Origin of the sequence: Psychrobacter sp. Pi2-52, from assembly GCF_904846705.1 — a bacterium.
Classification (GTDB): Bacteria; Pseudomonadota; Gammaproteobacteria; order Pseudomonadales; family Moraxellaceae; genus Psychrobacter.
The window spans coordinates 72257-94934 of the sequence record NZ_CAJHBS010000001.1; the positions used below are offsets into that span (position 1 = coordinate 72257).

Here is a 22678-nt window from a genome sequence, read left to right on the forward strand (position 1 = left end):
CAAATGACTTATGATACGGCCATCGCTTCATCCGTCTCTAGGCTATGATCTTTACTATGAGCTTTGACGACCGAATAGAGGTTTTTAGGGTCTTGTTGCTGAGGAATCAAGTCAAGCAACTCATATGCATCCTGCTTTTTGATCAAATCACGCAAAAATACCAAAGCCGTAAAATCTTCTGAGGCAAAACCAACACCATCAAATACAACCAAGTTATCCTCACTAGTGCGTACTTCTTTTTCACCATTTACGATGCGGTGAAACTCTGTCACAGGGAAATCTTGAGAAAGCTGTTGAATGTCGCCTTCAATACGGGTTTGTGGTTCAAACTCCACAATCACGTGATCGGCTCTTAACAAGATGTTGGCATCTAGCTCTGTTTTGCCAGGACAGTCACCACCGATGGCATTAATATAGACGCCTTTTTTGACCATATCATCACGGAGGATGGTGGCGTTTTTCTTATCTGCGGTACAAGTGGTGATGATATCTGCACCTTCGACCGCTTCTTCTACCGTTTTGCAAATAGTAATCTCTAGACCTGAATCGGCAAGGTTATGCGCTACTTTTTCAGATGCGGCTGGGTCGACATCATATAAACGTACTTTTGAGATACCCACGACTGCTTTCATACCCATTGCTTGGAACTCACCCTGAGCACCATTACCGATAAGCGCTAAAGTCTGGGCGTTTTTGGGCGCACAATGTTTGGCAACCAATGCAGAAGTCGCCGCAGTGCGTAGGGCGGTTAAGATACACATCTCTGTCAGCAGAATGGGATAGCCGGTATCGACATCAGACAATAAGCCAAAAGCGGCTACCGTCTGCAAATCGCGCTTGGTGTTGATAGGATGGCCATTGACATATTTGCACGCAAACATTTCACCATCGCTGACAGGCATCAACTCTATGACACCGTCTTTGGAATGAGAAGCAAAACGACTGGATTTTTCAAAACTATCCCAACGAGAAAAATCTTGTTCTAAAGCATCTACCAATTCTTTTATCGTCTGCTCTATACCATAATTACTAATGATCTCAGCCATCGCCTGTACGCTAACAAATGGCACACCTTGTTTCTGTGATACGATAAATTTAGACATTAATTTTGCTCCATTCCATGAATATTATTTATTTAACCGACAATTAATATGCTACCAATTATAATTGTCAGTTAAAATGTCAATAACTTACCAAATATGGATATTTTTTTGACACATTGTTAGGTGCTACTTAGCATAATGTCAAAATCTAGTGAAGGAAACATTTTTATGGCGTATTACACTTATGACTCTTTAGATAGCGAACTGATATCTGAACTTCGACAAGATGGTCGAGCAACCATCTCAAACCTGGCTAAAAAACTCAAAGTCTCTCGTGCCACTGTCCAAAACAGATTGGATAGACTGATTCACAACGGTGCTATTTTAGGATTTACGATTCGAGTGCATGAAGCATTAGATAAAGAAACAGTTAAAGCGATGATGATGATTGAGGTAACAGGAAAATCTACTTCACAAGTGATTAGGAAACTGCGGGGTATCCCGCAATTGATTAAGCTACATACGACCAATGGGGCATGGGACTTGGTAGGAGAGATACACACGACAAGCTTGAGAGAATTTGATGAAGTGCTGCGTCAAGTCAGAGAGATTGATGGCATTTTGAATAGCGAAACAAGTGTTCTGCTGTCGAGTTTGTAATATGACCTTATCTAGAGAAGTATGTTCAGCACAGTCTAAGAATACAATGCTCTAGCCCTACTTGGACTGTGATCTAGTGATGTCAATATTTGTTTTCATTAAAATAGTCACATTTACCATCAGCTCTGAGTCTGCTTATACTTCCCAAATGTAGAAAGCCCCAATCTCAAGGTTGGGGCTTTTTTCAGGGCTGCAATAAAAGAGCTGTAGCGAAAAACCTTTGGTTTCAGAGCACTGTAATCAAAAATGGTTATTAAGCGTCATCATGGTTCACTTAATAACCCAGTCGAAAGCCGCTACCTTTCCATATGGTTGAAGTACTTGTTTCTTATAAAATCTGACAAGCCTCATCAAAGTCCAATCTTGGCAGACGGCTGTATAACTGATCCTCTTGACCATAACCTATATTGATGAGTAGATTTGAAGTCCATTTGCTATCTTTAAGAAAAGTTTTATCTATTAATTCATTATTAAATCCAGACATAGGGCCGGTGTCTAAACCCAAGGCTCTACAAGCCAAAATTAGATAGGCTGCTTGCATAGAACTGTTTCTAAACGCCGTTTCTTTTATAAGTTCAGGACTAGAGTTAAACCACGATCTGGCATCCGTATGTGGGAATAATTTGGGAAGCTGATCATAAAACTCATTATCATAAGCGACAATCACTGTGACAGGTGCCGTCATTGTTTTTTCGATATTACCTGATGACAATGCTGGCTCTAAGCGTGCTTTAGCGTCATCAGATTTGAGAAATACAAACCGCGCCGGTGAACAGTTAGCCGAAGTAGGCGCCATTTTAACCAAGTGATAGATCTCTTCAAGTAGTACATCTGGCACGTCTTTTTTTTGCCAAGCGTTAAAGGATCTGGCCTTACCAAACAGCTGATCAAGACCTTCTGAGGATAACGATAGGGAGTCAGTCATAACATTTCCTTATTGATATTAAATTTTGGATAAGAATTGAAGAATTTTGCTATTGGTTGAGCAGGTCTCTGTGATTGTGCTGGCATGGCCACCCGTCACCATTAACTCAAACTGGGCGTTTTGCATACTATCGGCTAGCGCCAGACCGCGTTGCCATGGCACCAACACATCATCAAGATTGCTTAAGACTAACGTCTTATTTTTGATATGCTTGGCATTTATCAGGGGCTGATAAGCCTGCAAGGCTTTTAGTCTCGTTGAGACGTTCTCGACTGGCGCAAAGTGATCGATGGCTTTGTTTTCTTTTTGCGTGAGTGCGTCTATGTTGTCTGAGATCCATATTGGCGGGTACAAAAATATCGCTTGGGCGCGCACAAATGCTTCTATACCTGTATCTTGTAGCAAACTGGTTCGCATCCTAAAACATTTGATAGTGTGAGGATCGAGGCTTTCCCAACCATTTAAGATGACCAGTTTATTTAACAATTCTGGCGCTTTATAAGCGACTTCCATACCGATAAATCCGCCAAGCGCGTGACCGACGAAATGACAATTAGACAGCCCTTCTTGTTTTAATATTTCAATTAATTGTTCTGCTAAATCTTGCATAGAATAGTCATCGGGTAAGAGATCACTATCAGGCGATACGCCCTCTTGTTCATAGCAAATCACATTATAATACTCGGTAAAACTCTCAATTTGAGGTAACCAAAAATCAGCATGCCCGCCTAAACCTGAACTAAATACGACCGTTTCTGACGTGTCGTTCTTACAAGGATATTTTTTAACTAACATAGGGTTTCATCCAATTTTAGTAAATTTCAAATTGCGGTAAAAGTATCTAATAGCTTATAAAGTAAAGTTAAATTAAGTTTACTAAATCAACTCAACGGTACGCTCATCGCTTTCATCATATTCATACGTTACAGTTTCTTCGAAGTTTTCGACTTCGTTTTCACCTTTACTCTCGACAGCCTCTTGAGATTTAATATATTTAATTAACGCGTCTATAGTGCCGACCTTTAGGTTATGAATATCAGCGAATTTCATCAGATCGTCTCTACGAGCCATTTCACCATCTTGGTTGATAATTTCTACAATAACCGAAGCAGGCTCAAAGCCAGCCAGTCTCGTTAGGTCACAACCTGCCTCCGTATGCCCAGCCCGCTCTAAGACACCGCCTTCTTTAGCCATTAGTGGGAAAATATGTCCTGGGGTTACGACGTCATCAAAGGTAACGTCTGGAGACACGGCAGTTTTGATAGTCTGAGCTCTGTCTGCCGTTGATATTCCAGTACTTACCCCTTTTGCCGCATCAATGGAAACAGTAAAATTTGTACTGTAAGGTGCCTTATTGTCTTTGCACATCAGGGGTAATTTTAATTTTTTGCAACGCTCGGACGTCAAGGTCAAACAAACCAAACCTCTGGCATGAGTGATCATAAAATTGATATCATCAGGTTTGGCTAAAGTGGCTGCCATGATCAGGTCACCTTCATTTTCTCTATCCTCATCATCCATAATGATGACCATCTTGCCTGCTTTAATATCTTCAATGATTTCTGGTATTGTATTGATATTCATAAAACCCACCATTTACATTTATATTTACTTTTATATGTTGTTATGTAGAGCCTATTGTCAATTGATCACACGCTCTACATAACGTCCTACGTTTGATATGGCCGTACAGCTACTTCATAGAGATAGTGGTATTTACGCCTTCACTAGCATCTTCATCAAACCAGCGTGATATCACTGTTTTAGTCTGCGTATAAAACTGCACCGCTTGCTTGCCGTAAGGACCTAAGTCACCGAGCTTACTGGCTCTAGACCCTGTAAACGAAAACATCGGTAGCGGTACTGGAATTGGTAAATTAATACCAACTTGTCCAACATCGATATCTTGTTGGAACTTATGTGCATGGGCGCTAGACTGGGTGAAAATTGCGGTACCATTACCATTCGGATTGGTATTGATAATCTTAATGGCTTCCTCAAGCGTGTCGGCATACATAATGCATAGGACAGGACCAAAGATCTCTTCGGTATAGCAGCTCATATCAGCTGTTACATTGTCCAAGATGGTTGGACCAACAAAGTTACCATCCTCGTAACCTGCTACCTGACAACCGCGCCCATCTAGTCTTAGATGCGCACCTTCATCTATACCCGCTTGGATTAAGCGCTCGACACGGGCTTTGGCTTGCTTAGATATTAGCGGACCTAAATCTTTATCATCCTTGCCAGCAGACACTACTAGCTGTGCTGATTTTTCTACAATCTCATCAACCCACTGTTTAGATTCCCCAACCAACACCACGACAGACAGTGCCATGCATCGCTGACCTGCTGCACCAAATGCTGCGCCTGCTAACTGATTCAGACTTTGTTCTTTATTGGCATCAGGCATGATAACGGCATGGTTTTTCGCACCCATCATACATTGCACACGTTTACCAGCCTGACCGGCTCGGTCATATACGTGCTTACCAACTGCTGTTGAACCAACAAAAGATATCGCTTTTATATCAGGGTGATCGCACAGCGCATCCACCGTGTCTTTGCCACCATGAACCACATTTAATACCCCTTTTGGTATACCCGCTTCAAGCGCCAGCTCAACCAATCTCATGGTAACGATTGGGTTTTGTTCAGAGGGTTTTAAGATGAACGTGTTGCCTGTGGCGATGGCCATTGGAAACATCCATAGCGGTATCATGGCAGGAAAATTAAAGGGGGTGATACCTGCACAGACGCCTATTGGCTGCTGAACGGTATACATATCAACACTACTGGCGACGTTTTCGATGTAGCCACCTTGTTGCAAGTTGCCGATACCTGATGCGTGCTCTACGACCTCAAGACCTCTAAATACATCACCTCTAGCATCTGCCAGTGTCTTACCTTGTTCTTCAGTCAGTAGCGCTGCCAGCTCATCCATATTTTCACGTATCAGTTGTTGATACTTTAAGAAAACACGAGCTCGTTTACTGATAGGTGTGACACGCCAACTCTGAAAAGCCTCAGATGCCGTTTTGATAGCTTGCTCGATTTCCGCAGGTGTTGATTGTGGTACCTTGGCGATAACTTCTTGAGTGGCTGGATTGGTGATATCAATCCATTCTATGGTAGTTGACTCGGTAAATTCGCCGTTTATCAATTGTTGTACGTTACGTAGTTCTGCAGTCATGACACGATTCCTTAAGGTAATATCAAATAGGGTTTAAATTTATGGATTGAGTTTTAAGAGCGGCTCTGATGTAGCAATTTCTCTCTCAGTGGTCACGCTCATCTCTTTTTGTTTGTTTTTAAAATTGAAAGCGAGGTTCATAAGAATGGCTAAAAAAGTAGCGGTACCGATACCACCTAAATCAAAGCCAGCAATGTTTAATGAATAGTTACCAGTGCCTAGGATGACTGGAACGGCGGCTACCAACATATTGCCATTCTTACTAAAATCAATTTTTGCATTCATCCAAATACGCGCACCAGCTATCGTAATCAAGCCAAAGACAACGATTGAAGCACCGGTCAAAATAGGCACTGGGATGGTACTTACCAAGGTTCCAAACTTAGGGGATAAACCCAATAAGATTGCAAAAACACCTGCTATGACAAAGACAACTGTAGAGTAAATTTTGGTCGCTGCCATGACGCCGATGTTTTCTGCATAAGTCGTCATACCAGTGCCGCCTACCGAAGCCGAAAGCGTGGTACAAAGGCCGTCAGCAAAGAACGCTCTACCCATATAAGGTGAGATGCTTTTGCCAGTCATGGCCTCTACTGCTTTGAAATGACCAAGATTTTCAGCAATTAAGATGATAAAGACGGGTGCGATGACTAATATGGCACTGGTCTCAAAGACAGGAGAATATAGTGTTGGCAGACCAAACCAAGCAGCATTCGCAATTGGACTAAAATCAATAGGCTTGCCCATACCCATCACATTCGTTAATAGGAAATAAATAAAATAGGCGGCAACTAGCCCGATTAACAGTAGCAAGCGTCTGACCATACCTCTGGTGAATACGGCGACTGAACAGATACACAACACGGTGACTAACGCCATCCAAGAATCAAAACTACTGCCAATGACGCTTTGTATGGTGACAGGCGCTAGGTTCAACCCGATAATCATCACAATGGACCCAGTGACCACAGGTGGCATCAAATTCTCAATCCATCCTGCACCTGTCTTCATCACCAGCAGACCCATCAATGCGTATAAGACCCCGCAGACCAGTGTGCCCCCAAGCGCAATGCCAATATTTGGATTGATACCAGTACCGCTATAGCCTGTTACTGCTGCAACCGCTCCGATAAATGCAAAACTAGAGCCCAAATAACTTGGTACGTGACCACCAGTAATAAGAAAGAAAAGTATCGTGCCTATACCAGTAATCAGCATGGTCAAGCTAGGATCAAAGCCCATCAGTAAGGGAGCTAAGATTGTCGCACCGAACATTGCGAATGAGTGCTGTGCGCCTAACACCACACTTTTACCCATTGGTAAGTATTCATTGATACCTACCGGTGTCGTTTCTAGGTTCCCGGTGTAGGGACGCCATTTCACAAACCATTTATCCATTTTGAATATCCTTAAAAAAAGTAGAGGTGTGATACTTAGTTTTTGCACTTACTCAATTGATGGTAGTCTCGATTGAAATAGATGAGACTTTCGCAATCAGGCTTGTGTTTGATATCCAATACTTCACAAATAAGAATATCGTGGGTCCCCACCGAGCTGATGAGTTTGATTTTGCAATCAAAAGAGATACTGGCATCCTCTAATACAGGCGATCCGGTTGACAGCGTAGACCAGTTGCCTTGCTCAAATCTTTCTTCCAGCGCCTTTTTACCGCCGAACACACCGCTTAAGTCTTTATGTTCAAGACCAAGTGTGTTGACGCATAGCACCATATTTTCTTTAAAAAACTTGTATACAGAAGCGCTTCGGTTTAGACACACTAATAGGGTTGGCGGTTCGTCAGTGACACTGCATACTGCTGAGGCGGTAAATCCTGCGCGCCCTGCTGGACCCTCAGTGGTAATAATGTTCACGGCAGCCGCCAACTTGCTCATCGCATCTCTAAAAGACTGCTGCATGTCGGTTAAGTTTCCTGCCGTAGAGGTGAATGATTCTTTAGACTTATGTTTCATTAATGAGGATTGCGTTACTTGGCTTTCTTTAATTACTGTATTCATCTGTCATTTCCTTTTAAACAATATTCCGCCACATGTGTAGTCAACTAAAGCGCCCTACTACAGTCCAATACTAGGGGGTTAGATGTCAGGTAACTTTAAATTCACTAAATGCAGTTATTTTTAAACAGGTTTTTATCCAATGTGCGCTATGGACGCGATTTCGACGAGGGCGTCTGGTTTCACCAATCCACATTGGATACAAAATCTTGCTGGCTTTTCATTGGGAAAAAATTCTGCATAGACTTGATTGACCGCGTCATAATCTGCCCAATCTTTTACAAAGATCGAATTAAAGGTCACATCATCCATATCGCCGCCAGCGGTCTGAATAACGTTTTGAATCGTTGTTAACACATGGCGGGTTTGAGCAGCGGCATCACCCACATGTACGACATCGTTGTTTTCATCAAAGGGCAAGGTTCCAGAGACATAAACGATGTTGTCGGCCTTAGTCGCTGGTACATAAGGGGCTAACGGTTTGCTGGTGCCTTCAGGGATAATCACTTGTTTAGACATATCTACATTCCTATTGCGGTTAGGTTAAGTATGAAACGCTTGGTTTAGATTTCTAAAAACTGGCTAGGTAAAATATTAGCTATCTGAAAAACACTGCTGCATGCTGGCAACATCAGACACCCAACCAAAAAAGGTTTTTACGTTATATAGTGTGGCCTCATGAGCCTCTACTGGTCCTGCCTGATAACAAGCGTCATCTAATAACACCCCAAAATACTCAAGGAAGAACCCATCTCGAAGCGTAGATTCAACACAGACGTTAGTCGCGATACCTGTGAGCAATAGATTACGTATGCCACGTGATCGCAATACACTATCGAAGTTGGTGTTCGCAAAGCCGCTATAACGAGGTTTATCTATAACGATGTCTTGAGGCGCAGGGCTAAGCTCGTCAACTAACTCATAATCCCAGCCCCCTTTTGCTAATAGCGTTCCCTCAATTTCAGGATTCTTACGCATGGTTTTTAGGGCATTTGATTTGTGATAATTGGGCGATCCACTACCACCCGCTTCTACATATTTGTTGTCCCAACCATTTCTGAAGTAAATGACTTGTATGCCAGCTTGGTGCGCAATATCCACCGCTTGCTTGATTTTATCGATGACGGGTTTGGTTGCTGTGACATCGAACCCAGCCAAATCTAGATAACCGCCTTGGCTGGCATAAGCGTTTTGCATATCCACGACGATCAGTGCCGTCTGTGAGGGGTCTAACTTGATAGGTTCAGGCAACGACTCTAAGACAGGAGAGGATTCCTTGGTAAAGTCTGCACAAATGGTATTAACCGAATTCATATCCACTCCTTTTATTAGGCTTCGCTGACAGCTTGGCTGGCAACTGGGGTATCGACATTGATGCGGCTCTGCATCAAGGGCTGAATCTTACTGCCAAAATCCTCAACACCTTGTACGAAGTCATCAAAGGTCAGTAAGACGCCATCAGTACCTTGTACTTCAGCGACTTCGTCTAACATGCTGGCTACGTTTTCAAAAGAACCGACCAGCGTACCCATATTGATATTGACTGGCGAGACGCTTGAGGCCATATGGCGAATATTGGTATCTTTGCCTGATGTTTTGTCCTTACCGCCTTGTGACTGCAACCAATCAATGGCTTCGAAATCCGCACCGTCATTGTATGACTGCCATTTTGCTTGGGCTTTTTCATCGGTCTCATCTGCAATGACCATAAAGAGAACATAGGTCGGAACATTACGGCCCGTCTTATCCGTGTGTACCTTTAATCGGTCATTGATACCAGCATAAGCGGTAGGTGTGTTTAGACCTTTACCAAAAACAAAGTTGTAATCAGCATGTTTTGCAGAAAACGCTAACCCTGTATCTGATTGACCCGCACAGATAATCTTCATATCCGCTTTTGGAATGGGCTTCACTTGACAGTCATCCATCTGGAAGAACTCACCCTTCAAATCAGATTGGCCTGTCGCCCACAGATCTCTTAAAATTTGGACATATTCAGATAGGTAGTCATAGCGCTTACCAAAATAATCGTCGCCTGGCCACATTCCCATTTGTCCATATTCTGCTTCTTGCCAGCCAGTCACGACATTCAATCCAAAACGTCCGTTTGAGATGCTATCAAGCGTCGATGCCATTCTCGCTACGATTGCGGGCGGCATGACTAACGTTGCTGATGTGGCATAGATTTTTATTTTGGACGTGACTGCCGCAAGCCCTGCCATCAAAGTAAAGCTTTCGAGGTTATAATCCCAAAACTCCGTCTCCCCGCCAAAGCCGCGTAGCTTGATCATTGAGAGCGCAAAATCAAAACCATAGTGCTCAGCACGTTGCACAATCTGTTTATTTAGCTCAAATGTTGGCTTGTACTGCGGCGCGTTTTTTGAAATTAACCAGCCGTTGTTGCCAATCGGACAAAAAATACCTATTTCCATGATTTCACCTATACGTTTGAAGAAGAAAAGAGCGATAAAAGAAATAAAGATTATTTCATGTTTTTTATATAGCATAATTTATGCCAAATTAATTAATCTCTATTTATCAATAACTTATATTATTTTAATTCAAAAATTATTAAACCATATGGTCTAAAAATATGCAGAAAAATAGTGCGGGCTGTTATAAATTGGTGCAAAGTGTTATAAAATAGTGCACAAATGTATAAATTATTTATAAGTATATTTTGATGGTGGTTTGAATGGAGATAAGGTGGAATGAGCAGCAGAAAAGACTGTTCAACAGCAGGTTGCTTTAGTCGGTGAACCTGTAAACCGATATGGTATTGCTCGCTGTTGGAGTAGTTGGCATATCTGTTTTTATTAACCAGTAGCATCTGCATCTGCATCTGCATCTGGTTACTTCTACCCTTTTCTAAATTGAATCAACTATCATTTAAAATTAGGTTCATATGGCTTTACGATGAGGGAAAATATAGTGAAAGAATACGCACTAAAAGAAGAGACAGAGACGAGTGCAAAGATATTAAAAAAGAAAGAACATATCATCAATGCTGCATTGATCGTATTTTCCCAAGAGGGATTGAATGGCGCGCGAATGGAGCAAATTGCCGACGAAGCTGATATATCTAAATCGAATATATTTTATTACTTCCAAAGTAAAGAAGTTCTGTATGTTGCTGTTTTAGAAAAGGTGCTGAGTAAGTGGTTATCGCCTTTGAGTGAAATTAACGCCAACCAAGACCCAAGGGTTGCCCTTAAGACCTATATTGAAGAAAAGTATAAAATCTCAAAAAAATCACCTGCAGCATCGAGACTGTATGCGTTAGAGATTATACAAGGGGCACCTCATTTGATGGCCGTATTAAAAGGCCCTTTGAGGTCTTTGGTTCGTGAAAAGGTGGCAGTGATTGATGGCTGGATTGCAGATAACAAGATTAAGTCCGTGTCTGCCATCCATTTGATTTTTCATATTTGGGCAGTCACTCAGCACTATTCTGACTTTTCCACGCAAACTGAAGCGGTGTGTAATCATAGCTTGAGAAATAAAAAGTTCGCTAATGAGGCATTAAATACTAGTATTCAACTTCTGGTAGATAGTTTGATTCCGTGATTTGATATGAGTAAAGTACAGTTCCCCAATTCGAAAAGCCCCAATCTGAAGATTGAGGCTTTTTTTATGTCCATCATTTAAGGGCTGTAGTTTAAATAAAGACTGTAGTTTAAATAAAACATTACATGACTAAAACTTCTTTTCTCTAACCCCTATAGTCACGATTGTATAAGGATGACTTGGGAGAAATCAGCACCTACAAGTGAGGTTAGCAACCAAGGTAAGTAGTGATATAATGTCCTGATAATCGATATTTTATAAAAGGGTTACATTATGGCTCGTACCGCTAGCGCATTGCACATTTTAGTAAAACATAAAGAACAAGCTGAGGACATTATTGCCAAGCTTAAAAAAGGCGCTAAGTTTGATGTACTGGCCAAGCGATACTCAACCTGCCCATCAGGTAAAAAAGGTGGCAGCTTAGGTGAGTTTGGCAAAGGTGATATGGTAGGGCCATTCGATAAGGTTTGCTTTACCGGCGAACTATTTACTCCGCATCTAGTAAAGACCAAATTTGGCTGGCATGTCGTAAAAGTCCTTTATAGAACTTAAGCATTGGCGTTTTGATTGTAAGCCGACTGGAGTATGCCTCAAATGTTGTCCTGATTCATATGTGATTTAACATCGTGATAATTATGTGTGAATCAGGACTTGGTATTTGGTCGACTTACACCTTCTAATCCTTACGTCAAACTACCCTTATTTTATTTAAGCAGTATTTTACTTAAGCAGTTTTCTACGAGTTAAGGTCAAATATTGAGGTGGCGAGACAAGTTGTAATCAGCCTTTAAAGCCCCTAGGTAATTCAGGTGCAGGCAAGCGCTTCATATCAGAGTCAACATTACCGAAACGCTCATGGCCATTATTCCAATCAACAATAGATTGTTCAATCTCAGCTTTGTTATCAGCAACGAAGTTCCACCACATTAGCACTTGGTTATTCAGCGGTTCGCCGCCGATGAACATGATACGTGTGCCCTTTTTGGCAACCAGCTTAATACTTTTACTATTGGCGACATCGATATCATGAAAACAGAATAACTGGTCTTGCTGACAGACCTTGCCTTCAGACTCTGCCTCCCCTTCTGAAACCAAAATACCGTACTCAAAGTCTGGCTCTAAATTCAATGTCGCTTCGCCATCTTGCTTGAAGTACACATCTATACCGACCAGTTTAGAATACTGAATGGTAGGCGCTTCAAATGTCTCACCTGATGTATTGGTATAGCTACCTGTCGTCAGTATCATCTCTACGTTGCCCTCGCTCCATGTCGGTAGTTCAGGATAATGATGAAAACTGCGCTCAATCTTCTGGTCAGTGGGAAGCGCAATCCATAGCTGTACCATACTGATACCACGTGCGGCATTTTCTGAACCACCCGTATCTGGAAAGACACTTTGTTCTGTATGACTGATGCCTTGGTGCAGACCTGTACCTGCGGTCATGACATTGACTTGGTTTTTGGTAATAACCTGTTCATTGCCCAAACTGTCTTTGTGTAGCACCTCACCATTTAGCATCCAGCTGAAAGTCTGCAAGTTAATGTGCGGATGGCGTCCCACTTGCATCCCTGCATCATCTACACCAAAATCAGCAGGACCTGCATGATCTAAAAAGCACCACGCACCGATAGGTTTTTTGCCTTTGTTAGGTAGTAAACGTGCGATTGGAATACCGCCGACAGTAGCCAGTTTTGGCTCAAACGTTTGAATACTCATGAATCTACTCCTTTCTTGATACTTTATATATTACAAACAATGAGCATAGAGAAGTATTAAATGGTTGTTGGTACTTTCATGCTCAATACATCGGCAGCTGACATCTTATCATTTAGCGTTTTACTATTTATATTAACGCTGCTGCTAATGGCAAAGAGATAAACATCGGTGCGGTAGTTTTACTGCTTACTTTCTCTGCAACACTATCTAAATTTATTATGCCACTACAGGTACAATAAAAAGAATATATAATTGACGCATCTAAAATATGAGCACTAAAAACATGGATATCGAAGGCAATACTGCTGATCAAATAGAAATTATCTATGAAGATGAGTATATAGTAGCGATTAATAAAGAAGCTGGTCTGTTGGTGCATCGCAGTTGGCTGGACAAAGGTGAGACACGCTTTGCCATGCAGCTCACACGTGATGCGGTAGGCTGTCATGTGTTTCCAGTACATAGGTTAGACAAACCTACATCAGGTGTATTGTTATTTGCCAAGAGCTCAGACGTGGCACGTAGCCTTACCGAAGCATTTACTGAACGCAAAGTAACCAAGCAATATTTGGCCGTGGTGCGCGGATTTATGTCTGAGCAAGGTACTGTTGATTATGCGCTTAGCTTTAAGCCTGATGCCATTGCCGATAAATTTGCCAACTTAGATAAATCTGCTCAAGAAGCGGTGACTCACTGGCAAAGTTTGGCACAAATTGAGCTGCCATTTGCAGTATCAAAGAAGCATGCCACTAGCCGCTATAGTCTGGTACGCTTAACGCCTGAAACTGGACGCAAACATCAGCTGCGTCGGCATATGAGACATGTATTCCATCACATCGTGGGTGATACCAGTCACGGCGATATACGTCATACACGATTTTTTCGTACTCACTATGATTGCACGCGTATGTTGCTGCATGCTCAGACTTTGGCACTCAGCCACCCCGTCACTGGTGAGCCACTAGTACTAAAAGCGGGATTAGACGATCAATGGATGCGTATCCTAGAAGAGTTCTCTTGGGTAGACAGCGCTAAAGCCTAAACTTATCTAAAATATTCAGTGAAAAAAGCCAAAATACGGCTGCTAAAGGTTCGGTTCCCTAGTGAGGACTTGAACATTTGGCTATAGGCTAATGGTATCGAGTATTTAAAATACTGAAACGATCACAGTGTACTTCATAGTGTACATATACTAGATTTTTCAATAACCTCTATGTCTGAGTTCATTAAGAATAGAGAAGGGCAATAAGCAAAGTTTTTTTTAACAGTTAGGCTTGTGCTTCTTTCCTCGGTAAGAACGGAGCATACTGGATAGTTTGGCAAAATAGTCTCTACGCTTGTTATAAGCAAACTATTTCTTTAGCCAAGAAAATAGTCCTTTTTTCTTCTTTTTCTCACTAGCTACTCTCATACGTTCTTGCCACATATTAATCCAGTCTTGTTGCGGTTGGTTATAATTAAACTCTGTCATAAAATCATAAGGTTGAGAGTAGCTTGATAAAGGTTTAAATTCTATCAGCTCTTTCGGTGCAATTGGACTATCTATACCTAAATCATAGCCATGTATTGCTGCAATCTTGGCATATAACAGCACTTGTATCTGAAGATAAAAGTCAAACCAAGTATTCGCGTCATAAGCTGCCTTTTTTGCTAGTTTAAGTTCAAGTAGTTTAGTTAGTGCCATTTGCATAGCTTTTATGTTTTTATCACATAGAGCAATATAAAACTCATGATCAGGTATTCTTATGATATCTCGTTTATCCTTGTTATCATCTTCTAAAAAAACCAAGCTACGTCCTTTTAATGCAGTCCATTCTCCTGCTAGTGCAAGTAAGGTGTTCTTATTAAAATAGGAACGGGTATCTTTGCGATCATATAGCTCATTAACTTCAACAACCTCATCTCGGTGCTCAATCAAAAATCTGATTAAATCAAGATTATCGGACATGATGGCTATAAAAAAGTTATTAGTATTATAGCCATTGTATGCCCAATAGATTTCTTCTTTACCCATCATTTGCAGTTTGGCTGCCATATAAGCATCTTGCTTAAATGCATCAATATCAGCATGTAGTAGTAAGTCAGAGGAGGCTTTTGCTTCGTAATAAACACCTAAACCACGCATACAGGCTAAAGGATTACCTTCGAAAGTTTCAATAATTTTTAATTTACGTTTTGAACCTGAAAGGTCCTCATTTTCACTTGGGTTAATAATAAAATTAGCTATGCCCATAACATGCTCAAAACTTTCTTGATAATCTCTTCCTGACTCACTACCTAAATATACTTTATAGTTGTTAGTCATTTGAGTTCTCACTTTTTTATTAATTTTTAATATAGGTATACCCCAACGAAACCAATTGTCTTACCCTTCAAACCTATTAACAGACCACTTATAACAGACTGGTATAATGGAACCACTTATAACAGCTTTTAAGAACAGTTATATCTGTTAGGCTTTACTCGATTACTTTATATTCTCATAATAAACTTAAAAGATAGTCTCTTAGCCTACGCTCCAAAACCTCAAGTTTTTTAAAATACCTTTTTATCAAGTCATCAGTATCTTGTATAGTCAGTTCAATATAATTTCGATACAAGGAAACCGAGTGCAAGTTATACATTAGTATGCTTAGCGAGGATGACAATGTAGCGGACTTATATAGACTCGACTATAGCACTATGTATATAGGCCATTTAATGATAATTAGCCATTTGTTAGTGATCATTTTATCAAAAACCTTTTGCACAGCTCTGTGACTGCGCTCACGGATGTTAGTCTCATTTAGACTTATGCATTTTTTTAAGAGTTAGAAGATGATAAGAGAACAAAAAAACGCAGAGCACCACTTGATGCCCTGCGTTTGTTGGATTGAACTGTATCTACAGGATACTGCGTCTAAATTGTAGATAAACCGCTGTGATTTCCGCTGCATCCTCTATCTGCGGATAATGACCTAACATAGGCATATTGGTTATATCAGCGTTGGGTATCAGCTGACGATAACGATCAATCATATGCTGACCTGAGATAGGGTCTTTGGCACCTGCGATCAATTTCACTGATACAGTACTGTTGATAATCGCGCCTACCCATCGCTCGCGGTACTGCTGACGCTGTGGCATATAGTTAATCAACTTATGCATCACACCCAACCCATCATTGTGATTTAACAGCTGCCATAGCGTATCTATCACCTCTACTGTGGGCTGCGTGTCGGGGCCAAATATCCGCTGTAGACTGCCCGCAAATTTCTGTTTATTAATCAGCTTTGATACCAGAGGACCCAATGGCGATAGCAGTAGCTTCTGTACCAAGATAGGTTTATGCGTCTCAGGAAATAGACCACCGTTCAAAAAGCATACGCTAGCAATGTGTCGCTCAGCACTCCCTTCCACTTGTCTTGCCAGCAATTCCTGAGCCACCGTATCACCATAGTCATGTGCTAATATATGATAATCACTGACGTCCAGTTTTTCTAAAACCGCTTGATAAATATCGGCCTGCTCACTGATTAGATAGCGCGCGTTTTTGGGTTTATCTGACAACCCAAACCCCAGCATATCGAGGGTGATAACATAATAGTGCTCGGTTAGCGCATCCCACATGCCCTCCCAGTCCCAACTGGCACTAGGATAACCGTGAATCAATAGCAATACAGGCGCACTCTTATCCCCTGCATACCGAGTAAAGATTTGGTGCCCATGAATGGATTCATACTGGCCCTGCCGTTGCCACTCATCAAGAGTTATCATTAGAGATTTACTCCTCAAATGATGGGTCAGTACGGCGCAATTTTCTCAACAATGCAGGCCATGCGATATCGCCATTTGCCCCACGTGTGACTTGCTCTGAGGCAGCTTGGATACCAGCCAATATTTGTGCTGATATTGGTGTCAAGGCACCGCCCCCGCTCTGCGCTTTGATTTGAATTTCACACGCTCTTTGCATGATATACATGTACAAAAACGCATTGGCAACCGTATCGGCACAGGTGAGCAGACCATGGTTACGCAAAATCATAAAGTGAGCATCGCCTAAATCAGCAACCAAACGAACCTTTTCTTCAGGGTTTAATGCGACGCCTTCGTAGTCGTGGTATGCCAAGTTAGATAGCGGAAACAATGATTGTTGCGAGATAGGTAGCAGGCCTTTTTCTTGCGCTGAGACGGCAACGCCATCATTTGTGTGCAAATGAATAACACAATGCGCATCATCACGAGCTTCGTGCACAGCACTATGAATGATAAATCCAGCTGGATTTACGTCGAACTCTGATGGCGCTACTTTTTCGCCTGCTTTATTGACCTTGACTAGACTAGAGGCGGTAATCTCTTCAAATAACATTCCGTATGGATTGATTAAAAACTCATCCTCAGTACCTGGTACGCGCGCAGAGATATGAGTGAATACCAAATCGTCCCAGCCATAAGAGGCAATCATTCGATAACAGGCGGCAAGATTTACGCGCATCTGCCACTCTTGTTCGCTCATATTATGGTGTACACTCGAGGTTGAATCCGTTGATGTCGCAGTTTGCATAGTTGTTTGCATGGTGTATTCCTTTACTGTGTTAGATATCCTGAATGATTACTTTACACCATTTCATAAAACCAAATCTGTCAAAAACATTACACTTATGAATATCAATCATTATTTAAATAACGACCCATGGTTTAGTCAATTGCCAGCCATTGTGCAGCCGCTATTGGCAGGCGATGCGGTGTTAAAGGTATACCAAAAAGGTCAAATGATTCATGCTATCGGTGACAGCGATGATGCGGCGCTACACTTTGTCGTGTCGGGTACGATTAGAGTCTGTAACGTGAGCGCTAGTGGCCATGCCATGACGTTGGCGCATCTATCTAGTGGTGAGTGGTTTGGTGAGATATCTATCATAGATGACAATCCTCGCACCCATGATGCGTGGACGATTAACAAAGTAACGCTCATCTCAATCCCAAGAAACCTAGTCATTCAGACAGCGCAGTTGCATCCTATTTTATACAAGCATCTGGCGCTTATAACTTGCCAGCGGATTCGCCGAGCATTTGATTGGATTGACGATGCTACCTCACTCAATACCTCAGCGCGATTGGCTAGCATGCTGATTGGACTGATCGACACTTATGGACAGCAAATAGGAGACGATATCAAAATAGATCTGCGCTTATCGCAAGAAGAGCTAGGCTTTATGCTTGGCACTACTAGACAAACTATCAATAAAATTATTCAATCATGGCAAAAGCAGCACCTTATTGATATGCATTATGGTTTTATCACTATAAAGGACAAGCCCCAGTTAATGGCAATGATGAATCCTGCCTAACTTAAATATATAAAATAATCTCAGAAAACACCTCAGCATCTAACTTATTATAGTTAGCATCAATCGCCTTAACATCTTCTTAACAGACCACTTGCTATGGTAAGGAATGACGTTTCCTACCATCTGTTGAGAAGTATCTGTATGTCCATACCTCAAGTCATCAAAACCAATGCGCTCAAAATCAACGCACCCAATACCAATACAAAGACCAGCTACCTTAGTCAGCTCTATGATCGTGAGATAAGTCTCAGTTATCTTATTTTCATTGTGGCTTTATATTTGGTAGCGACTGCCAATATTGGGTTTTTTGAGCAGGTGCTGGCGGTCTATCCATTTAGCACAAATATGGGCTTTATACTGTCTATTACTGGCTTGTTATTCGGACTGATGTGGCTGGTATTGCAACTGCTTTGCTATCGCCCAATTGCCAAACCAGTATTGATTGCGCTACTGATTACTGCCGCCATATGCGGTTATTTTACCGATGCTTATGGGACGATATTTGACACCAACATGCTGATCAACAGCCTGGAGACCGATCAAGCAGAGGCAATGGGATTGTTTGCCCCCAGCATGGTCATTCGACTGCTGATATTAGGCGTGTTGCCAGCATTTATCATTAGCAAAATTCGTCTAAAACGCTTTACTTGGCAACGCAGTATTCTACAAAAAACAGCCACGTTGATATTGTCTATCGCATTGATCGCAGCGTGTCTTTTACCATTTGGTGACCAGTACGCCAGCTTCTTTCGTCAGCATAAACAAGTCCGTTCTTATGCTAACCCGATCACGCCTATTTACTCTACGATCAAACTTGGCGAAAACTATGTCAATGAGCTGCGGCGTCCTGATACTTTCACGCTACATGCGACAGATGCAAAGCGCGTAGCCCCTGCTAATAGTGTTAATGGCAATGCTAAACCAAAACTGATGGTGTTCGTCGTTGGTGAAACGGCTCGAGCGGATCATTTTGGTTTAAATGGCTATGCGCGTAACACCACACCGCTGCTCTCAAAGCAGACAGACCTTTATAGCTTTAAAGATGCCGTCTCCTGCGGCACTTCTACGGCCTACTCCGTACCCTGCATGTTTAGCTATGCAAATCGAGCAGACTACGATATCGATACAGCCAAGTATAATGAGAACGTACTAGATACGCTCAGCAAGCAAGGGATAAATGTCGTTTGGCGGGACAACAACTCTAGCTCTAAAGGCGTGGCTGATCGTGTTACTTTTGAGGACTACAAAACGGCTGATACCAATCCGAACTGTGATGTCGAATGCCGAGATATCGGTATGCTTGATGGGTTTGATGCACTTGTAAAGTCAGGCAGCTCACAGAAAGAGATGCCGAAAGACACACTTATTTTGCTGCATCAAATGGGCAATCATGGCCCCGCCTATTATCAGCGCTATCCCAAAGCATTTGAAAAATATAATCCTGTTTGCATGACCAATGAGCTATCTAAGTGCGATGCTCAGTCTGTGATAAATGGTTACGATAATGCGATTCGCTATACTGATCACTTTTTGAGTAATGTGATTGATACGTTAAAGCCTTATGAGCAAGATTATGATGTGGTAATGGTATATATTAGTGATCATGGGGAGAGTTTGGGTGAAAATAATATCTACCTGCACGGCTTACCCTATAAGTTCGCACCAGATACCCAAAAACACGTGCCTACGATAGTTTGGTCGCCTAATAGCAATAGTATCGATATTGAAAGTCTTTCTAGTATGGTCAATCAGCCAGTGTCGCACGATTTTATTACGCCGACGTTGCTTAGCTTTTTCGGTATTACGACCGATGAAGTCAAAGGTGAAGCAACTTTTTTCAAACTGGCCAATTCTAATTGAGTGGTTAAAAGTGAGTTATTCCAAATAATTTATTAAAACAGCTCTCTACATTCGTTTTTATATTACTCAGTCCTTTTAGGTAATTACTATTTTTTAGGTCAGCATCATGTACAAGATACTCGTTATTGAAGACAACCCCGATATCGTGGCCAATATTTACGCGTTTTTTGAGCCAAAAGGGTTTGAGTTGGACAACGCGCACAACGGCTATAGCGGGCTAACACTCGCCTCAAACAATCGTTATGATGTGATATTGCTAGATGTGATGCTACCCGGTATGGATGGCACGCAGCTGTGCAAAAAACTCAGAGAAGAGTTGCATGACAAGACTCCCGTACTAATGCTCACGGCTCGTGACACAATCTTGGATAAAGTCGCTGGTTTTGATAGCGGTGCTGACGATTATTTGGTCAAGCCGTTTTCATTGGTTGAGCTAGAGTGCCGCATCAAAGCGCTCATACGTCGCCATGAGGACGATCATTTTGCCCACAGTATTGCGGTCGGAGCGTTGTCCTTAAACAATAGTGAGCATACTATTATGCGTGAGGGACAATCACTGAAGCTTACCCCCACTGGCTTTAAAATATTGCACATTCTAATGAGTGCAGCGCCTAGAGTCGTCAGTAAAACTGAGATTGAAGAAAAGGTATGGGGACTAGACGTACCCAGTAGTGATGCACTGCGCACCCATATGCACAGCGTGCGTGCACAGGTTGATAAGCCATTTGACACACCTATGATAGTCACAGTACCTGGCGTAGGTTATCAAGTTATTGACCCTAATAAATCAGCAAGCGCGTAGTCATGATTGCAGGATGAATTGAATAAACCTTGTCCAATTTACTAACTGACTGACCGTATCGTATTTATTGCTCTGTTATATATAGCTCTGTTATATATCGCCTTCTTCTATTAGGTTGTCCTACGCCATGCTCAATATAGACTCGATAGCCAATAAATTCAGACTGTCTTACTTCATATTCGCGTTATTACTGTGCGCAGCTTTTGTCAGCATTTTCTTGTACGCAGAGAGCCGAATAGAGCAAGATTTGGTCAAGGCTCGCCTATTGCAGCAGCTAGAACTCAGTCAAGAAAAATACGGTGACCAGCCTATCTATGTCGCTGACCCAGGTATCAAGATTTATCGCTATGATAAAGCACCTGCAAGTTTGCAAGCGATAGCCAATGACACAGTGCAAGAGACTTCTGTCACTGTTAATAAAGCCTCTGGAGCAGGTCATGCCAACTTGCATCTTTTCGCCTACACCCAAGACGGTCAAACCTATATTTTGACTTACCTAGAAAATACAGAAATGGTAATGGAAAATTATCCAGTCTTGGCGATATTTGAGCACCTAGAAGACATATTTGCAGATACGTTAAAAGTAGCCGTTATTTTAAGCTTACTTATCGCCGCTATTTTTTCCCAATTGTCTTCCAAACAAATCATCAAGCCTCTATTAGATTTGAAGCGAGCCGTCGAGACTGACCATCATAACTTAAGCGATTTGACACACTTGCCATCTGAGGTCGGTGTCTTGGCACGGGCTATCGATGAGAAAAACCACAAGTTAGAGCAATACCTCAAACGTGAGCAACTGTTTACTGGTGATGTCAGTCACGAGCTGCGCACGCCATTGACTATTATCATGGGGGCTTCCGAGGTCTTGGCCTCGCAATTAGACGCTGACAGCCACTTAAATGAATTTACCAATCGCATCAGTACTACTGCTAAAGAAACTTCTGAGATTATCACTGCCCTGCTTCTACTATCGCGCGCGCCTGAAAAGTTAGACGCACCGCAAACCTCTATCAACAATATCGCTTTAGCAGAAATGCAGCGCCTAAAGTACTTGCTGCGGTATAAATCTGTCACTTGTCAGATCATTGCTGAGCAGGAATATATTGCTTACGTACGGCCCGAACTCCTAAAAATGGCACTAGGCAACCTCATAAAAAATGCATTTCAATATACCGATGATGGTGAAGTAGCCATTACTATCGATGACGAAAAAATCACGGTGGCTGATACTGGCTTAGGTATTCCTGAGGCGATGATGCCTTTACTCTATGAACGGTTTGAGCGATTGACGCATGACTATCAAGACGAGGGGACAGGCAAAACATTGTCGCCAGAGCATGATATCAATCACAAAGTTGAAGGCTCAGGTCTAGGGCTCAGTATCGTACAGCGCATCATGTCACATATGGGCTGGCAGCTAACGCATCAAGCCAACTCATCAGGTGGCAGCACCTTTAGTATTTATTATAAATAACCTCGTGATAGCTCAAAGACATATTCATTTCCTAATCATAATTACTGATTGGGAAATGAAAATTTAAACACCCATTATGCTTTATTCTCGCTC

21 protein-coding genes and 1 pseudogene are annotated in these 22678 nt (G+C 41.9%); 8 read left to right on the forward strand and 14 right to left on the reverse strand.

The window, feature by feature from the left end; genetic code table 11:
• Positions 1–8 precede the first annotated feature (8 nt).
• Positions 9–1103, reverse strand: coding sequence for an ornithine cyclodeaminase (locus JMY00_RS00315; protein ID WP_201578669.1), 1095 nt, complete (start codon positions 1101–1103; stop codon positions 9–11).
• 168 nt (positions 1104–1271) lie between these two features.
• Here JMY00_RS00315 and JMY00_RS00320 point away from each other — a divergent pair, with 168 nt between their 5' ends.
• Positions 1272–1703: an Lrp/AsnC family transcriptional regulator gene (locus JMY00_RS00320; RefSeq protein ID WP_057761040.1), complete on the forward strand. Its 432-nt coding sequence runs from the start codon at positions 1272–1274 to the stop codon at positions 1701–1703.
• A gap of 328 nt (positions 1704–2031) precedes the next feature.
• Here JMY00_RS00320 and JMY00_RS00325 read toward each other — a convergent pair whose 3' ends face one another.
• The 9 genes and pseudogenes from JMY00_RS00325 to rutA form a co-directional block, all read right to left on the reverse strand.
• Positions 2032–2628 carry a malonic semialdehyde reductase gene (locus tag JMY00_RS00325; protein ID WP_201578670.1) on the reverse strand — a complete coding sequence of 199 codons (597 nt, stop codon included), beginning with the start codon at positions 2626–2628 and terminating at the stop codon, positions 2032–2034.
• Positions 2629–2646: 18 nt separating this feature from the next.
• Positions 2647–3423, reverse strand: coding sequence for a pyrimidine utilization protein D (rutD, locus tag JMY00_RS00330; protein WP_201578671.1), 777 nt, complete (start codon positions 3421–3423; stop codon positions 2647–2649).
• A 171-nt stretch (positions 3424–3594) separates the two neighbouring features.
• Positions 3595–4212 (reverse strand): annotated as a pseudogene (gene ribB / locus JMY00_RS00335) (3,4-dihydroxy-2-butanone-4-phosphate synthase); the annotation flags it as partial.
• 109 nt (positions 4213–4321) lie between these two features.
• On the reverse strand, positions 4322–5821 hold the full coding sequence (locus JMY00_RS00340; RefSeq protein ID WP_201578673.1) for a CoA-acylating methylmalonate-semialdehyde dehydrogenase: 1500 nt from the start codon (positions 5819–5821) through the stop codon (positions 4322–4324).
• Positions 5822–5860: 39 nt separating this feature from the next.
• A complete protein-coding gene (locus JMY00_RS00345; RefSeq protein ID WP_201578674.1) occupies positions 5861–7219 on the reverse strand; it encodes a solute carrier family 23 protein in 1359 nt (452 codons plus the stop codon).
• Positions 7220–7254: 35 nt separating this feature from the next.
• Positions 7255–7836 (reverse strand): NADH-dependent FMN reductase RutF, encoded by a 582-nt coding sequence (gene rutF / locus JMY00_RS00350; protein WP_191114002.1) that lies wholly within the window; start codon positions 7834–7836, stop codon positions 7255–7257.
• Positions 7837–7968: 132 nt separating this feature from the next.
• Positions 7969–8352 (reverse strand): pyrimidine utilization protein C, encoded by a 384-nt coding sequence (gene rutC, locus JMY00_RS00355; RefSeq protein ID WP_057761062.1) that lies wholly within the window; start codon positions 8350–8352, stop codon positions 7969–7971.
• A gap of 75 nt (positions 8353–8427) precedes the next feature.
• Positions 8428–9147: a pyrimidine utilization protein B gene (gene rutB / locus JMY00_RS00360; RefSeq protein ID WP_201578675.1), complete on the reverse strand. Its 720-nt coding sequence runs from the start codon at positions 9145–9147 to the stop codon at positions 8428–8430.
• Positions 9148–9161: 14 nt separating this feature from the next.
• The gene (gene rutA, locus JMY00_RS00365) at positions 9162–10265 is read right to left on the reverse strand and encodes a pyrimidine utilization protein A (RefSeq protein ID WP_201578676.1); all 1104 of its coding nucleotides are present in this window, start codon (positions 10263–10265) and stop codon (positions 9162–9164) included.
• Positions 10266–10764: 499 nt separating this feature from the next.
• Between rutA and JMY00_RS00370 the strand changes: the two genes are divergently transcribed.
• Both JMY00_RS00370 and JMY00_RS00375 read left to right on the forward strand, forming a co-directional pair.
• Positions 10765–11400 carry a TetR family transcriptional regulator C-terminal domain-containing protein gene (locus tag JMY00_RS00370; RefSeq protein ID WP_240990598.1) on the forward strand — a complete coding sequence of 212 codons (636 nt, stop codon included), beginning with the start codon at positions 10765–10767 and terminating at the stop codon, positions 11398–11400.
• Positions 11401–11673: 273 nt separating this feature from the next.
• The gene (locus JMY00_RS00375) at positions 11674–11952 is read left to right on the forward strand and encodes a peptidylprolyl isomerase (RefSeq protein ID WP_102078430.1); all 279 of its coding nucleotides are present in this window, start codon (positions 11674–11676) and stop codon (positions 11950–11952) included.
• Between the two features lie 228 nt (positions 11953–12180).
• Here the strand turns inward: JMY00_RS00375 and JMY00_RS00380 are convergent, their stop codons facing one another.
• The gene (locus tag JMY00_RS00380; RefSeq protein ID WP_201578678.1) at positions 12181–13119 is read right to left on the reverse strand and encodes a pirin-like C-terminal cupin domain-containing protein; all 939 of its coding nucleotides are present in this window, start codon (positions 13117–13119) and stop codon (positions 12181–12183) included.
• Positions 13120–13387: 268 nt separating this feature from the next.
• Here JMY00_RS00380 and truC point away from each other — a divergent pair, with 268 nt between their 5' ends.
• Entirely contained in the window at positions 13388–14161 is a 774-nt protein-coding gene (gene truC, locus JMY00_RS00385; RefSeq protein WP_240990599.1) for a tRNA pseudouridine(65) synthase TruC, read from the forward strand.
• A 309-nt stretch (positions 14162–14470) separates the two neighbouring features.
• Here truC and JMY00_RS00390 read toward each other — a convergent pair whose 3' ends face one another.
• From JMY00_RS00390 to JMY00_RS00400, 3 genes are all read right to left on the reverse strand, one after another.
• A complete protein-coding gene (locus JMY00_RS00390) occupies positions 14471–15424 on the reverse strand; it encodes an Imm49 family immunity protein (RefSeq protein WP_201578679.1) in 954 nt (317 codons plus the stop codon).
• A 578-nt stretch (positions 15425–16002) separates the two neighbouring features.
• On the reverse strand, positions 16003–16875 hold the full coding sequence (locus tag JMY00_RS00395) for an alpha/beta fold hydrolase (protein WP_201578680.1): 873 nt from the start codon (positions 16873–16875) through the stop codon (positions 16003–16005).
• Positions 16876–16882: 7 nt separating this feature from the next.
• Positions 16883–17674, reverse strand: coding sequence for a class II aldolase/adducin family protein (locus tag JMY00_RS00400; RefSeq protein WP_240990600.1), 792 nt, complete (start codon positions 17672–17674; stop codon positions 16883–16885).
• A gap of 85 nt (positions 17675–17759) precedes the next feature.
• Between JMY00_RS00400 and JMY00_RS00405 the strand changes: the two genes are divergently transcribed.
• The 4 genes from JMY00_RS00405 to JMY00_RS00420 all read left to right on the forward strand — a co-directional run bounded on the left by JMY00_RS00405 (position 17760) and on the right by JMY00_RS00420 (position 22585).
• On the forward strand, positions 17760–18449 hold the full coding sequence (locus JMY00_RS00405) for a Crp/Fnr family transcriptional regulator (RefSeq protein ID WP_201578681.1): 690 nt from the start codon (positions 17760–17762) through the stop codon (positions 18447–18449).
• A gap of 141 nt (positions 18450–18590) precedes the next feature.
• Positions 18591–20309, forward strand: coding sequence for a phosphoethanolamine--lipid A transferase (locus JMY00_RS00410; RefSeq protein ID WP_201578682.1), 1719 nt, complete (start codon positions 18591–18593; stop codon positions 20307–20309).
• Positions 20310–20415: 106 nt separating this feature from the next.
• Positions 20416–21111 carry a response regulator transcription factor gene (locus tag JMY00_RS00415; protein ID WP_201578683.1) on the forward strand — a complete coding sequence of 232 codons (696 nt, stop codon included), beginning with the start codon at positions 20416–20418 and terminating at the stop codon, positions 21109–21111.
• 127 nt (positions 21112–21238) lie between these two features.
• Entirely contained in the window at positions 21239–22585 is a 1347-nt protein-coding gene (locus tag JMY00_RS00420; protein ID WP_201578684.1) for a HAMP domain-containing sensor histidine kinase, read from the forward strand.
• Positions 22586–22678 lie beyond the last annotated feature (93 nt).